This is a genomic window from Lactiplantibacillus songbeiensis (assembly GCF_005405125.1).
Classification (GTDB): Bacteria; Bacillota; Bacilli; order Lactobacillales; family Lactobacillaceae; genus Lactiplantibacillus; species Lactiplantibacillus songbeiensis.
Window position 1 is genome coordinate 38,402 of sequence record NZ_BJDL01000016.1, and the last position, 15,468, is coordinate 53,869.

12 protein-coding genes are annotated in these 15,468 nt (G+C 45.0%); all 12 read left to right on the forward strand.

From position 1 onward, the window contains the following. Nucleotides 1-14: 14 nt before the first annotated feature. Nucleotides 15-3,197: a YhgE/Pip domain-containing protein gene (locus FFM77_RS06505; RefSeq protein ID WP_137634967.1), complete on the forward strand. Its 3,183-nt coding sequence runs from the start codon at nt 15-17 to the stop codon at nt 3,195-3,197. Nucleotides 3,198-3,572: 375 nt separating this feature from the next. Then, entirely contained in the window at nt 3,573-5,324 is a 1,752-nt protein-coding gene (locus tag FFM77_RS06510; RefSeq protein WP_137634954.1) for an ABC transporter ATP-binding protein, read from the forward strand. Continuing rightward, nucleotides 5,324-7,102, forward strand: a complete 1,779-nt coding sequence (locus FFM77_RS06515; protein ID WP_137634955.1) for an ABC transporter ATP-binding protein — start codon at nt 5,324-5,326, stop codon at nt 7,100-7,102. The genes FFM77_RS06510 and FFM77_RS06515 overlap by 1 nt, the downstream gene beginning before the upstream one ends. Nucleotides 7,103-7,124: 22 nt before the next feature. After that, a complete protein-coding gene (locus tag FFM77_RS14235; RefSeq protein WP_263390724.1) occupies nt 7,125-7,247 on the forward strand; it encodes a hypothetical protein in 123 nt (40 codons plus the stop codon). A 150-nt stretch (nt 7,248-7,397) separates the two neighbouring features. Next, nucleotides 7,398-8,264 carry a DUF3737 family protein gene (locus tag FFM77_RS06520; RefSeq protein WP_137634956.1) on the forward strand — a complete coding sequence of 289 codons (867 nt, stop codon included), beginning with the start codon at nt 7,398-7,400 and terminating at the stop codon, nt 8,262-8,264. After that, nucleotides 8,254-9,423, forward strand: coding sequence for a MalY/PatB family protein (locus tag FFM77_RS06525; RefSeq protein ID WP_137634957.1), 1,170 nt, complete (start codon nt 8,254-8,256; stop codon nt 9,421-9,423). The genes FFM77_RS06520 and FFM77_RS06525 overlap by 11 nt, the downstream gene beginning before the upstream one ends. A 234-nt stretch (nt 9,424-9,657) precedes the next feature. Continuing rightward, complete coding sequence (locus FFM77_RS06530; protein ID WP_137634958.1) at nt 9,658-10,251, forward strand: NADPH-dependent F420 reductase; 594 nt, start codon at nt 9,658-9,660, stop codon at nt 10,249-10,251. A gap of 12 nt (nt 10,252-10,263) precedes the next feature. After that, nucleotides 10,264-11,250, forward strand: a complete 987-nt coding sequence (locus FFM77_RS06535) for a zinc-binding dehydrogenase (protein WP_137634959.1) — start codon at nt 10,264-10,266, stop codon at nt 11,248-11,250. Between the two features lie 142 nt (nt 11,251-11,392). Beyond that, entirely contained in the window at nt 11,393-12,907 is a 1,515-nt protein-coding gene (locus FFM77_RS06540; protein WP_137634960.1) for a flavocytochrome c, read from the forward strand. Between the two features lie 548 nt (nt 12,908-13,455). Next, nucleotides 13,456-14,037, forward strand: a complete 582-nt coding sequence (locus tag FFM77_RS06545) for a sugar O-acetyltransferase (protein ID WP_137634961.1) — start codon at nt 13,456-13,458, stop codon at nt 14,035-14,037. Nucleotides 14,038-14,101: 64 nt separating this feature from the next. Next, a complete protein-coding gene (locus FFM77_RS06550; RefSeq protein ID WP_137634962.1) occupies nt 14,102-14,545 on the forward strand; it encodes a universal stress protein in 444 nt (147 codons plus the stop codon). 105 nt (nt 14,546-14,650) lie between these two features. Beyond that, nucleotides 14,651-15,283, forward strand: coding sequence for a histidine phosphatase family protein (locus tag FFM77_RS06555; protein ID WP_137634963.1), 633 nt, complete (start codon nt 14,651-14,653; stop codon nt 15,281-15,283). Nucleotides 15,284-15,468 lie beyond the last annotated feature (185 nt).

Consider the following 15,468-nt stretch of genomic DNA (forward strand, 5'->3'; position numbering starts at 1 on the left):
TCCATGTTGTGAAGATGATTAGCGGGGAATGGCGAGCAATTCGTCATAGTAAAATACTTTGGATTTCGGTATCAGTCATGATATTGATTCCGTTTTTGTACAGTGTCTTCTTCCTGACTTCGGTCTGGGATCCATATGGAGATACAAAGCACTTACCAGTTGCGGTCGTAAATAACGACAAACCGATTAACTACCAAGGGAAGCGGTTCGCAGTTGGGGAAGAATTAATTAAGAATTTAAAGAAAAATGATCAATTAGGATGGCACTTTGTTTCGGCTGATAAAGCGGAACAAGGGATGGCAACTCACAAATATTATACGGTCGTGACGATTCCAAGCAATTTTTCGCAACACGCAACGACGGTGACGAGCAAAAATCCGAAACGAATGAAGTTACATTATTCGACTAATGCGTCATTGAACTATATCGCTAAGGTCATTAGTGATGCTGGGGCTACGCAGTTGAATCAAAATGTCCGGGCCGCAGTAACTAAGGCTTATGCATTGACGATGTTCAAGCAAGTTAAGACGGCTGGTGAAGGCTTCAGTAAAGCCGCTAAAGGTGCCAGTCAGTTGAAAGACGGGACGGTGGTCTTACAGTCTGGTTTAAAGACCTACACGACCGGTGTTCATACGTTGAAGAACGGGACCACTGAGTTAAATACCAAGGTTAAACAGATGCCAGCTGGGATGAAGAAGCTGGTTGATGGTAGCAGTGCGTTGAAGACTGGTTTAGATACCTTGAACGGTAGTACTGGGGCTTTGGCTAGCGGTGTTAATAAGTTGTCTGATGGTTCTAACCAAGTTACTAGTGGGTTAGGTACTTTAAATAGCAGTACCGGTGCCTTGTCAGATGGTGTTGTTAAATTAGCCGATGGGTCAAAAGCCCTTAAAGTTGGTGTTGTGACTTATACAAATGGTGTTTACACACTTTCAACTGGGATTCGGACGTTGAATAGTAAGACTGGAGCATTATCTAGTGGGGTCACTGCGCTGACAACGGGTTCAAAGACGTTGAAAACTGGAGTAGCGACCTATACGTCTGGTGTTGATACCGTAAATAGTAAGTTAAAGGATCTCAATTCTGGGGCCCAAACTTTAAACGGTGGTTTGACTCAACTAAAAAATCAAAGTGGTGCGTTAACAAGTGGTGCTGGTCAGTTAGTTACTGGGACTACGGCGTTAACGGAAAAATTTGCTGCATTGCAAGATGGTAGTAATAAAGTAACTACTGGTTTAGGCGCTTTACATGATGGCATGACCAGCGAGGAAAATCAAAAACAAATCGTTAGTTTGCAACAAGGTATGGCTGGTATGGCAGAACAATTGAAGCAAATTCAAGCAAAACTTGCTGGCATGCAAAACGCTGGAACGTCTGCTCAAGCTACTAAAATTGTTAGTGATATGCAAACACATGCTAATCAGTTGGCAAGTGGTGCGACTAACACTAGTACAACCGGTTCAAGTAGCGATGTTACAAGCCAAATTAATGCAAAAATCGAATCGATTAAGGGCAGCAGTAAGCTAACTGACGCTCAAGTTAGCGCCATTGAAACTGCACTTAAGGGTGTTGGTCAAAAAGATAGTTCAAATAATGCAGCACCAGCTTCTAATGTAACAGCAGCCAATGCCTTAAAAGCTGATGCCGCTAACTTGCAAAAAACAATTGCAGCTAGTCCGGTTGCTGCGACACCAACTGCTAGCTTGACGGATAGTTTCGGTCAACTTCAGGACGGTGTGAATACTTTAATTGATAGCATCAATACTGCTGCTGACAATGTTCAAGCACTTCAAGTGGGTTCACAAAATGTTTCAAATGGGATGGTAGGTGTCAATAAACAAATTATTGAGCCATTAACAGCAGGAACGACTGCGTTACAGAGTCAAGTTCCTGACTTAATTAATGGTGTTACGCAGTTAGCTGATGGTGGCAGTACATTAGCTAACGGTAGTAGCCAGCTATCAGCAGGGACACAACAAATTGCAAATAATTCCAAGGCACTAAATACCGGTGCTAGCCAATTAACAACTGGCCTAACTACTTTAAATGGTCAAGTTCCAGCCTTGGTTAAAGGTGTTAGTGACTTAAATGCTGGTGGAAAGAAATTAACGGCTAATTCCCCAGCTCTAGTTAATGGATCTAGTCAATTAGCTAGTGGAACCGCGCAATTAAATGCCCAAGTTCCAACCTTAGTGTCCGGTGTTTCGCAGTTGTTTAATGGGTCTAAGCAAGTTTCTGGTGGCTTAACCACCTTAAACGGCCAAGTACCGGCTTTAAGTAGTGGCGTACAAAAACTCGATTCTGGTGCGGGCCAATTAAATGGTGGGCTTCAAACCTTAAATGGTAGCACGGGTCAATTAGTCACGGGCGTCCAACAATTGGCCGACGGGGCTGATCAACTGGATGCTAACTCACCAAAACTCTTAAGCGGAACTAAGAAGCTCAAGAACGGAAACGGTACGTTAGCGAAGTCCTTACAAAGTGGGGCTGATACAGTTAATGCTACGCCATTGAAGAATGCGAATGCCCAAATGTTCGCAACGCCTTCAAAATTAACGCATTCCAACTATAGTTATGTACCAAACTATGGGCATGCGTTGGCGCCTTACGTCTTATCGTTAGCGCTCTATGTTGGGGCAATTGTCTTTAACTTCGCTTATCCAATTCGGCGGATGTCGGATGATGATGGGACAGCTACGGAATGGTTCTTAAGCAAGTTAGCAGTCGGCGTACCGGTTGCCATCTTGATGGCCATTATTGAATGTATCGCCTTATTGATCGTTGGTTTGAAGCCAATCAGCATGGCTGGTTACTTCACCACGGCGATTATGATTGCGCTGGCGTCGATGTTTATTGTCATGTTCTTGTCGATGCTATTGGATAACCCAGGTCGATTCTTGGCCATGGTCTTACTGATGTTGCAATTAGGTGGTTCTGGTGGGACCTTCCCAATGGAAATCACGAACCATTTCTTCAACGTCATTCATCCATACTTGCCATTGACTTACTCCATCCTAGCTTTCCGGGAATCATTGACCGGTGGCTGGGGTACCGGGACGTTCGTATCATCAATCGCGATGTTAGCGTTGTTCGCGATTGTCGCATTAGGCTTGCTCTGGGTCTCAATGGTCTTCTTGAAGAAACACAACATGCAAGAACCAGCTGAAGCACCCATTCAAATGAAAGCTGGCAAATAAGCGTTAGTTTTTTACACGTCATTCAGACTAAATCTGGATGGCGTGTTTTTTTGGCTCCACGATAATCGGCTGATCAGCTAAATTTATAGCTTAAAATGAATCAACACTAATTTATAAGTGTCCGGTAGCTAACGGCGGGCGGCCAAGAATTGGCTCAGTGGTGTCGTTTATCTTAGTCGGTGATTTTCCGACTTAGATAAAGCCCGGCTTTCGAGACCGCCCTGTGGCTCGAAAACGTGGCCACCACGTTTCAGCCGATTCTGGGCCAACCAGAGTGGCAAGCTTAAGCGAACAAAATATCCAGCATTAAACAAAAAATATGATAAAATTAATGCTTGTTTAATTAAAATTTAATTAATATTTTGGAGGTGCATCGTGAGTATCTTTTTAAAGCTCGGCTGGTATTTTCGCCGGGAATGGAAATTATATTTAGCTGGGGTCATTGGTCTTATTCTAACGGCAATTATTGGCATTGTACCGCCCCGGATTATTGGAAACGTAGTCGATGGCATCGACCAGCACACGCTAACCGCTCGCTCGTTAACGGTGTACTTAGTCATTATTGCGGCTGCGGCCATTGGTCAGTATTTGACTCGTTACTTATGGCGCAATGCCATTTGGGGTGGCGCGGCTGGCCTAGAACGAACGCTGCGAGAACGGTTATTTTGGCATTTTATGAAGATGGATGCGACCTTTTATCAGACGTATCGGACCGGGGACTTAATGGCCCACGCCACGAATGATTTAACAGCCATTGAACGGGTCGCAGGCGGCGGTATTTTGCAATTCGCCGATTCGATTATTACGGGTGGCACGACATTGATTGCGATGATGATGTTGATCGATTGGCGATTAACGATTATTGCAGTCGTCCCTTTCCCGTTGTTGGCGGTGGTGTCGTGGTATTTGGGGCAAAAGATTCACGTGGCCTTTCGCGCGTCACAAGCGGCCTTTTCACGGTTGAACAATAAAGCCCAAGAAAGTATTAGTGGGATTAAAGTCATTAAAGCATTGGGACAAGAAAAAGCCGACGTCAAAGACTTTAATCAGCAGATTGACCAAACGATTAAGATTAATCGCCGCGTGAATATTCTCGACTCGTTATTTGATCCCGCGATTACGTTTATTATCGCGGTTTCATATGCGGCCACGATTGTATTAGGCGGCTTGTATGTTACTCACCATGTGATTACGATTGGTAATTTGGTGTCATTTATTACGTATTTAGGCATGATGGTCTGGCCGATGTTTGCGGTCGGGATGCTCTTTAATACGATGGAACGGGGCAATGCGTCATATGATCGGGTGATGGATTTATTAAATCAAAAAAGTGCGATTGTTGATCAAAAACATGGCTTAGCTCAGCGCCCAACTGGGGACATCGACTATCAAGTTAAGCAATTTAATTATCCTAATGATGCCGGGACCAGCTTGCGTAATGTCCAGTTTCAACTAAAAGCTGGGCAAACGCTCGGCATTGTCGGCCGAGTGGGGGCTGGTAAATCAACCGTGATGAAGTTGATTTTACGGGAATTTGATAATTATGACGGTCAGATTAGTTACGGTGGTCATGACATTAAATCATATGCGTTGGATAACTTTTTACCAGCGATTGGTTACGTTCCCCAAGACAGCTTCTTATTCTCAAACACGATTCGAGAAAATATTCGCTTCGCTGATCCTACGGTGAGTCAAGCCACTGTAGAAGCGGTCGCGGCTAAAAGTGATTTGAGTGATCAAATTGCCGGGATGACAGAGGGCTATGACACGCAAGTTGGTGAAGAAGGGATTTCCTTATCTGGTGGGCAACGCCAACGGTTAGCGATTGCGCGGGCGTTGTTGATTAATCCCGAATTACTGATTCTAGATGATGCGTTGTCCGCGGTCGATGCCGAGACTGAAGCCGAAATCTTAGCCAACTTGAAAGCTGAACGCGCGGATAAGACGACCATCATTGCGGCGCATCGCCTAAGTTCAGTGATGAACGCGGATGAGATTATCGTGTTGGATGCCGGAGAAGTGGTTGAACGGGGGACACATGCTGAATTAATGCAGCAACACGGCTGGTATGCCAAGATGTTCACCCGCCAACAACTTGAGACTAAAGTGGAAGGGGCGGTGCAATAATGGCTGAACGTCAATCAGTATGGGCACGTAGTATGCCGGTCAAAGAGCAGTTAACCGTGATTCGCCGGCTTTTACCATATGCGAAGCCGTTTAAATGGTTCTTTATCACGACCATTATCATGTCTGGTCTCATTAGTCTGGTTAATATTTATTTACCGAAAGTCTTACAAACCTTTATCGATCATTACTTACGAACGGGACACGCGACTGTGCCTGTGATGTGGTACTTTGCAGGGCTGTATTTCTTCGGCATGTTGACACGGGCCTTGATGCAATTCTTCCAGAACTTCACGAGTACGATGGGTGCTGAATATATGCTTGAAAATGTCCGCCGTCAAATGTTTAGTAAATTACATCGGATGGGCATGCGCTATTTTGACCAAGTTCCAGGTGGTTCGATTCTGTCGCGACTAACTAATGATACGATGTCATTTTCGAATTTTTGGGCGCTGTTTAATACGTTGTTTACCGCCTTTTTTGCGGTGATTTCGTCATTTTTGGCGATGTACTTTACGGATCACACGATTGCGTTGTGGTTGTTAGTCTTCATGCCGTTTTTAAGCTTAGCTATCTGGTATTACCAACGTTATAGTTCACGAGTCTACCGGCGGATGCGGGAACGGCTGAGTGAATTGAATACGAAGCTAAGCGAAGCGATTACTGGGATTAGTGTGATTCAACAATTCCGGCAAGAACGCCGGATTAATGGTGAATTCGATCAGACTAATGATGCTTACTTTAAGACGCGCCAAGCGATGATTCGGACGAATTCCTTATTACTAAGTCCAATTATCAATATGTTCTACGCGCTTGGAACAGTGATGATCCTGGGTATCTTTGGGGTGCGTGGTTTGAATGGCTACGTGGCTGCCGGGGTCGTTTATGCGTTTATCACGTATTTGAATAATTTCTATAATCCACTGACCTCAATGATGGATAACTTATCTGACTTTCAAGATGGGGTCGTTGCGGGGTCACGAGTGTTGCGTGTCATGGATGATACCACGATGGCACCCGCCCAGCATGCCGATCCAAGTGCGACCATTACGCGTGGCAAGATTGAATTTAAGCACGTGACGTTTGCTTATGATGGGGTGCATCCAGTCTTAAATGACGTATCCTTTGTGGCTGAACCAGGTCAAACGGTGGCGTTGGTTGGACAGACTGGGAGCGGGAAAACCTCAACGATCAATGTGTTGATGCGCTTTTATGAGTTTCAATCCGGAGAAGTCCTGATCGATGATCGTGATATTCGTGATTACCCGGCCCAAGAATTGCGGCAAAAGCTGGGCTTAGTCTTACAAGAACCCTTTATGTTCTATGGCGACATCAATTCGAATATCCGGATGTTTAATGATCGGATCTCAGATGAACAAGTGGAAGCGGCTGCGAAGTTCGTGAAGGCAGATGAATTTATTAATGATTTGCCACAAAACTATCAATCACGGGTCATTGAACGGGGCGCTAGTTATTCATCTGGTCAGCGGCAATTGATTTCATTTGCCCGGACGATTGTCACGGATCCCAAAATCTTGATCTTAGATGAAGCTACGGCGAATGTGGATACCGAAACTGAGGCGATGATTCAAACGGGTCTGGATCGGATTCAGCAAAACCGGACCACGATTGCGATCGCTCATCGGTTATCAACGATTCAAAAGGCTGATTTGATCTTAGTCTTACACCAAGGTAAGATTGTGGAACGTGGGACGAATGACGACTTATTAAAGCAACGGGGTTATTATTATGATATGATTCAGTTGCAGAATACGAAGTAAGCTAACAATGAGGTGACAATGAATGCAATCCAAACGATCACGACTGATGCTGATTTTGAGTATCATGAATTTTGGCTATGCAATCTGGCGCTGTTTGCGGATTGTTAGTCCCAAACCGGTAAAAGTGAAACTCAAAGAAAAGTAAGTTGATGTTCTAGTCGACCGACGTGCAGCTCGCGTTGGTCGATTTTTTTAGCCTTTTTTGAGTTTGGGGCTTGCCTTAGTCCCGCTCGAAGGTACTAAGATAATCTCAGATGCTTAGCTGGTGTCGACTTAGAAAAGGGGACAATTAACTTTGAAAACAATCAATCAAGAATTCTTAACCGGGGAGCGGGCTTTATTTAAAGCGCGTGACCTCCAAATTAACAACACGACTTTTGCGGATGGCGAATCGCCATTGAAAGAAAGTCAACATATTGCTTTGAATCAAGTGATTTTTAAGTGGAAATATCCGTTATGGTATAGCCAACATATTACGGTCGACAATTCGATTTTTGAAGAGATGTCACGTTCTGGTATTTGGTATACCAAGGATATCACAATTACGAACAGCACTTTGCAAGCGCCAAAGTTGTTCCGGCGGGCTAGCCAGATTAAGCTCGACCATGTGCATATGCCACATGCCGAAGAAACGTTATGGCACTCGACTGATATCGAGCTGCATGATGTCCAAGCGGCTGGGGATTACTTTGGGATGAACAATGAAAATATTCAAGCCAGCGATTTTAACTTAGTGGGTAATTATGCCTTTGATGGTGCGAAAAATATCGAGATTCACAACGCCACGTTGATGACGAAAGATGCCTTTTGGAACTGTGAGAATGTGACGGTCTATGATTCGCAAATCATTGGCGAATATCTTGGCTGGAACTCTAAACATATTCGTTTCGTCAACTGTACGATTGAAAGTGACCAAGGCCTCTGTTACATGGATGACGTCACGTTGGAAAACTGTACGTTATTGAATACGGATTTAGCGTTCGAATATTGTCGCAATATTGATGCCGATATCGTTTCGACGATTGATAGTGTCAAGAATCCGATTAGTGGTAAGATTCATGCTCAAGCCATCGGTCAGATTATTATGGATGATCCTGAAATTGATCCGCATCAAACTGTGATCAGTGTCGCCACAGAAAGTCGTGATCGCCATGCCGTATGATTTTGAAACCGTGATTGATCGCCGGGCCACTAATTCTGTTAAGTGGGATGTTAAGCCGAATGAATTACCGATGTGGGTTGCCGATATGGACTTTAAAACGGCGCCGGAGATTATTACGGCGTTAAAGGCCAAGGCTGATTTCGGTATTTTCGGTTATGAAGAACTGCCAGCGGCTTATTATCAAGCAGTCGTTGATTGGTGGGCCAGTGAGCATCAGTTTCGCCCACAACTGGACTCATTACTGTTCTGTACCGGGGTAGTGCCAGCGATTTCATCAATTGTACGGAAGATGACGGCGGTGGGTGACAATGTCTTAGTCCAAGCGCCCGTCTATAATATGTTTTATCATTCAATTGAGAATAACGGCCGGCATACGGTTTCCAGCGACTTGGTCTATCATGACGGACACTATGCGATTGATTTTGACGATTTAGAAACCAAGTTAGCTGATCCGTTGACGACTTTGATGATCGTCTGCAACCCACATAATCCAATTGGACTGGTCTGGTCACGGGCAACTTTGCAACGGATCGGGACGTTAGCGTTACAACATCATGTGCTAGTTTTAGCTGATGAGATTCATGCTGACTTAACCTTAAACGGCAACCAATATACGCCATTTGCATCATTGACCCCGGATGTGGCCGCAAACAGTATCGCCGCAGTGTCACCTAGCAAAACGTTTAATGTGGCGGCCTTACATGCGGCGACGTTAATGATCCCTGATCCAACGATTCGTGCGCGGGTCAGTCGCGGCATTAACAATGACGAGTTAGCTGAACCCAATAGCTTTGCGGTACCAGGCAGCATTGCTGCTTATACGCAAGGCCGTCAATGGGTCGCCGAATTACGCCAAAAGTTAGCGGCTAACCAGCGCCAACTGCAACAATTTATCCAGACGGAATTACCGGCGGTGACCGTCATTGAAGCGCAAGCCACGTATTTGGTCTGGCTAGATATTAGTCAGATTGCACCAGATTCTAAAGTATTAGCTGATGAGATTCGTGCCAACACCGGCTTGTTCATATCGGCCGGGGATGTCTATCGTGGGGATGGCCGTCAATTTCTTAGAATCAATATCGCTTGTCCCACCGCTGAATTAACGGATGGATTGCAGCGATTGAAAGCTGGTATTGATCAGTATCAAGCCCAGCACTAATGAGTATTAGGTTATCGTAGAAAAATAAGTGACATGCTGGTGATTGAATCAAGCTTGATTCAATCACCTTTTTTAGTTGCATGACATTGAGGAAGGCTAGTTGTCGATTGGCCCCGAATCGTTAGCCTCGTTATAGCCAAAAATGGCTTTTATCGCCCGCTGTCTAAGCAGTAAACTTTGAATCGTTTTGACCTTAGTTTAGAATTAGGGTATTAATTGAAAGTGGTGATGTGAATGAACATCGGAATCGTTGGGGCTGGGACGGTTGGTAGTGTGCTGGCGCAAACCTTTGCCCAAGGTGATCATCAAGTTAAATTAAGTCGTCACAGTGGGGCAGCTAGTTTGGCACCGCGGCGCGCGGAATTTGGCCCACAAGTGGCTTTTGTCGAAGTCGCGGAAGCGTTGCAGCAGCCAATCGTGATTATCGCCGTGCCATTTGAACAAGCGCCAGCCGTTTTAAAAACGGTGCCGGACTTTGAACAACGGCTTGTGATTGATGTGACGAATCAGTTCACGGCTGATTTTAAGAAGATTAATACTGCGCCATTAACGGGCAGTGAAGTGATTGCGCAAGCGGCGACGAATGCGCGGGTTATCAAAGCCTTTAATACGTTGCCACCAGACTTTATGACGGGTCAAGTGCCGGGCCCCGGTCGCCGTGTCCTTTTCTATGCCGGCGATGATGTCGCAGCTAAGAAAACATTCGCGGCCTTAGTACGACCATTGAATTTTCGACCAGTTAACCTTGGTAAGCTACGGCATGGCGGCAGCGTCATGCAAGTGGGTGGCGGTCTAGGTAATACGCATTTTGTCCAGATAGATGAATAGGAGGAGATTCTTTTGCGAGCATGGATCGTACCGAATCAAGCGACCTTAGGCTTAGAAAACTTAAAAATGGCGGATGTGGCCATCCCAATGCCAGATGATGATGAACTGCAAGTGAAAGTCCATGCGGTCGGGTTAAATCCGGTTGACTATAAAGTGATCGATGCCGGAATCGCGGCGTGGGCCACCCCACATATTATCGGCATCGATGTCGCTGGTGAAGTGACCAAAGTTGGCGTCCGTGCTAGCGGCTTTAAGGTGGGTGACCGGGTCTTTTATCATGGTGACCTAAGACGAAATGGAAGCTTGGCAGCGTATACCGTTACTTTGGCAGCAGGAGTTGCACATCTGCCAGCTGAACTGAGCTATCAACAAGGCGCGGCAATTCTATGTGCCAACTTAACCGCGTATCAAGCCTTGTATCGAAAAGTGAATCTGACGACGGCCCATAGCGTGCTCATTCATGCTGGTGGCGGGGCGGTTGGCTTAGCGGCCTTACAACTCGCTCATCAGTTGGGACTACAGACGATTACGACGACTTCGGAACGGAAGCTAGCTTTGGTTGAAAAAGTTGGCGCGGACACAATTATTGATTATCATCATGAAGATGTGACGAAAGCCGTGTTAACCGCGACGAATGGCCGAGGTGTGGATATTAGTTTGAATACGATTGGCGGTGATGAACTCGCTGCTGATACGGATCGGATGGCGTATAATGGCCAGATTGTTGCGATTGGCGATGGTCTTCCTGATCATATGGACTTAGATGACCGGGCTTTGGCCCTAATTCGATCTGGTTTAGGTGGCGTCTATCGGTCAAATGACGAACTCGCTATTCATGATTTAGCCGTTATGGCAAATGGAATTGCTCAGTTGGTAGTGGCTGGAAAGCTTGACCCGCTGATTGGTGCGGTTGAGCCGTTTGATCAAGCCGCCGTTGCGTTACAAGCTTTAAAAGCGGGGACAACTGTTGGTAAAACGATTATTAAGGTCACACCATAGACTTATTTTTGTAGCCGGTTAGCGTTAAGTTAATTGGCTTTTTTGTGTCCTTTTGAGATGGATGTTAATGAAGCCGTTTTCACAAACGTTTACCTATGTTAACATTAAGCTTGTAATGAAATTTATTTTGGAGGGATTATTTATGAAAAGTCGGTTAATCACCATTGCAGCGGGGCTAGCAATGGTCACGGCTAGTTTAAGTGGCTGTGGTAATAGCAACACCAGTAAAAAGAGTAGTGCTAGTCATTCGGCTAAGAAAACGACGCAGGTGACGAGTTCAGCTTCAACGGCAAAATATACGCCAGCGAAGGATCTTAAATCAAAATATGATGTGATTATCGTTGGCGCTGGTGGGGCTGGGATGTCTGCGGCTTTGGCGGCTAAGGATAAAGGTTTGAATCCGGTTATTTTGGAAAAGATGCCAATTGCTGGTGGGAATACGTTGAAAGCATCGTCCGGGATGAATGCTTCCGAAACGAAGATTCAGAAAAAAGATGGGATTAAAGATACCAATCAAAAGTTTTATGAAGAAACCTTAAAAGGTGGACATGGGACTAATGATAAAAAGATGCTCCGGTTCTTTGTTAATCATTCAGCGAGTGCCGTTGATTGGTTAGATAGTATGGATATTAAACTAAATAACCTAACGATTTCTGGTGGCATGAGTGTCAAACGGACCCATCGTCCTGCTGACGGTTCAGCGGTTGGCGGTTATTTAGTGACAGGGTTATTGCGTAATGTGAAGAAACAAAACATTCCGGTGTTTGTCAATACTGATGTTACTAAGATTAATCAAACTAACGGTAAAGTTAGTGGTGTTAAAGTTAAAATCAATCAGGACAAGACCAAGACGATTAGTTCGAAAGCCGTGATCGTGACGACTGGGGGCTATGGTGCTAGCAAGAAGTTAATCAAAAAGTATCGTCCTGATTTAGCTAATTATGTGACCACGAACCAGAAAGGGAGTACTGGTGACGGGATTAAGCTAATTACGGCCATGGGCGGCTACACCGTCGATATGAATAAGATTCAAATCCATCCAACGGTGCATCAAAAGCCGGCTTACTTGATTGGTGAAGCCACACGTGGTGAAGGTGGCATCTTGGTTAATCAAAACGGAAAACGATTCGTTAATGAATTGAAGACGCGAGATCTAGTTTCAGCTGCCATCAATAAGCAACCAAATAAAGATGCCTACGTGGTCTTTGATAGTGGGGTTAAGGCGCGGGTTGGATCAATTGCCCAATATCAAAAGTTAGGCTTTGTGAAGTCCGCTGATTCTTGGACTGCTTTGGCGAAAAAGTTGCATGTGCCAAGCAGTACTTTTGAGACGACGATGACGGATTGGAATCAAGCTGTTAAGAATAAGAAAGATACTGACTTTAATCGGACCACTGGGATGGATCATCAATTGAATGGCAAGACCTGTTATGCCATTAAGATTGCGCCCGGAATTCATTACACGATGGGTGGCGTGAAGATTAATCCACAAACGGAAGTCTTGAAGGAGTCTGGTCAGGCTATTCCAGGATTATTCGCAGCTGGTGAAGTTACTGGTGGTTTACACGGTAGTAACCGAATTGGCGGGAACTCAGTCGCTGAGATTATTATCTTTGGTCGCCAGGCTGGGACGGAAGCAGCTAAATATTTGAAGTAAGCTAGGGCTAGTTGTTTGGCCGATAAAAAATGGAAATGATCGTCAAAAGAACGAATGAAATCTGGTAAAAAAGATTTTCACTCGTTTTTTGGCGATCATTTTTTGGAGTGTGATCACAAGTTGCGGCTAAGGCTAAGGTCAGGTGATTGGCTGATAGCTTGTAAATTAAGACCCAACCATTAAGTTGACCCTTTGAAGATAATAGTCAGGTTGGCTGTAATGAATTAACGTTAGTTTATAAATAGTCAATAATTAACGACGGGCGGCCCAGAATTGGCTCAGTGGTGTCGTTTATCTTAGTTGGTGATTTTCCGACTTAGATAAAGCCCGGCTTGGAAGACCGAGCTGTGGCTTCCGAACGCGGCCACCACGTTCCAGCCGATTCTGGGCCAACCAGAGTGGCAATTTAAACCAACTAGCGCCAAGCGTAAGCTTAATACCGGTTCCAAAAAACAATCCGTTTAGCAGTGTGGTATGCTAAATATATGGTTTTTTCAGAAAGTTAATAAATTCTAAACCAGCCAACACTCAAATAAAGGAAGTTCAGCATGGAAATCGATAAAGATCCAGCGTACCAACAAATGATTAATGGCGAACTCTACATGGAGTCTCCAAAGTTATTAAAGCTACGGAATGATGTTCGGACAAGTATTATGCAATACAATCAGATTGCGGATAATGATGAACGCAATGCTAAAATGAAGGGCCTGTTACGCTCAGTTGGCGACCGCTTCTTCGTGGAACCAACGTTTGAATTTAGCTATGGCGTTAATATCACAATTGGTGATCATTTTTATGCGAACCACGGGGTCACAATTTGTGATGAAGGCGTGGTTAAGATCGGGAATGATTGTAAGTTCGGTCCTAAAGTCGGCTTGTATACGCCGGTACATCCACTTGATCCAACGGTTCGGCGGACGGAAGCTGAACGGACGGCACCGATTACAATTGGTAATGATGTCTGGATTGGCGGCAGCGCGATGGTCTTACCTGGGGTTACTTTAGGCAATAATGTGGTCGTTGGTGCTGGCGCGGTGGTCACGCATTCGTTCCCAGATAACGTGGTTGTCGTTGGGAATCCAGCGCGGGTCTTAAAAGAAAACAAACCGACCGAGAAAGTTGACAAATAGCTCGGTTTAACTGAAAATCAAGGTAGTTAATCAGTTACTTTTGCACAATAAGGAGCTGTAAAAAATGTCAGAAATGAGTCCCAAGGAATTTAAACACATCTTAGTGGGGGTCGATGACTCAGATGATGCCCAGTTAGCTTTTCGTTATGCGATTAATCGTGCCAAGTCCGATGGCGCGAAGTTGACGATTGTGTCGATTCTCGAACAAGACAATATGAATGTTTACGAAGCTATGAGTAAAGATTTTATTCATGGACAACGCTCTGATCTCGAAGCTCACGTTCAGCAATATCAAAAGTTAGCTGAACAGTTTGGAATTAAAGATGTCACGACGGTTGTCGATGAAGGCGATCCTGGTGAAACGATTGTTAAGGATATTATTCCGGCCTTAAAACCAGATTTGTTAGTGATTGGGTCGATTTCTAAAAAAGGGGTCCGGAAGTATTTCGGGTCACAAGCGGCTTATATGGCCAAGCATGCACCAATTTCAGTTTTAGTGGTGCGTTAATCAAGCAAATCAATAGACTAATTGAGCGAGTCATTCAGCGGAATGGCTCGCTTTCGTGTTATAGTGGTTAGACGAATGAAAATACATGTAAAAGAGGGACCCACGATGAAAGCTATCACCTTATATTTGGTCGTTACTGGGACGACTTACTTCGATCAATTGGACCGTTTCCAAGGATGGAGCGGCACCCCACTAACACCGGCTGGTCTGCAAAGCAGTCAAGCTGTTGGTAAGCAGTTAGCAGGTGTGAATTTTGCAACGGCTTATACAAGTGATACGAGTCGCGGTGTCCAAACAGCGCGCGCTATCTTGGCAACACAAGCTGCTAAACCTAAAATCCACACCAAATTAGCCTTACGCGGGCCATTCTACGGTGGCTTTGAAGGTCTTGAACAAGCCGCGGTCTGGTCAGGGTTTGCGACGAAGTTAGGTTATCCAAGTCTGACAGCGTTTGAAGCTGACCAGACGCCCCGCGACTTACAAAGCTTGTTACATGACCATGATGCGGCGAGCTTGGCTGAAAGTGGGACGGAATTTTGGCAACGATATACGGCTGGTTTAGCCCAAGTAACTGCTGGCACACCGGCGGATGGCAACGTGTTGGTCGTCATTAACACGGCTGCTTTACGGGCATTATGGTTTGAGCTGACTGGTCAACAACCAACGCGTGACCAAGTGGCACCAGGAACGGTTACGATTGTTGATCAAGTTGAAGGAAAAATGACGTTACGCGCTTAAGGCGGACGTTTTAATTGGCAAAAACCACGGTTTATTAAAAACCAAGCAGAAAACCTGCGATTTTAATCGCGGGATGAATGCCAGGATTTAATAGTTTTTATCGAAACGTACGTTCCCCAAGAAGGCTAAATATGGTATACTAAATCCAATCTACAGGGGAGGTATCCATTGGTTAAATTAGGGCG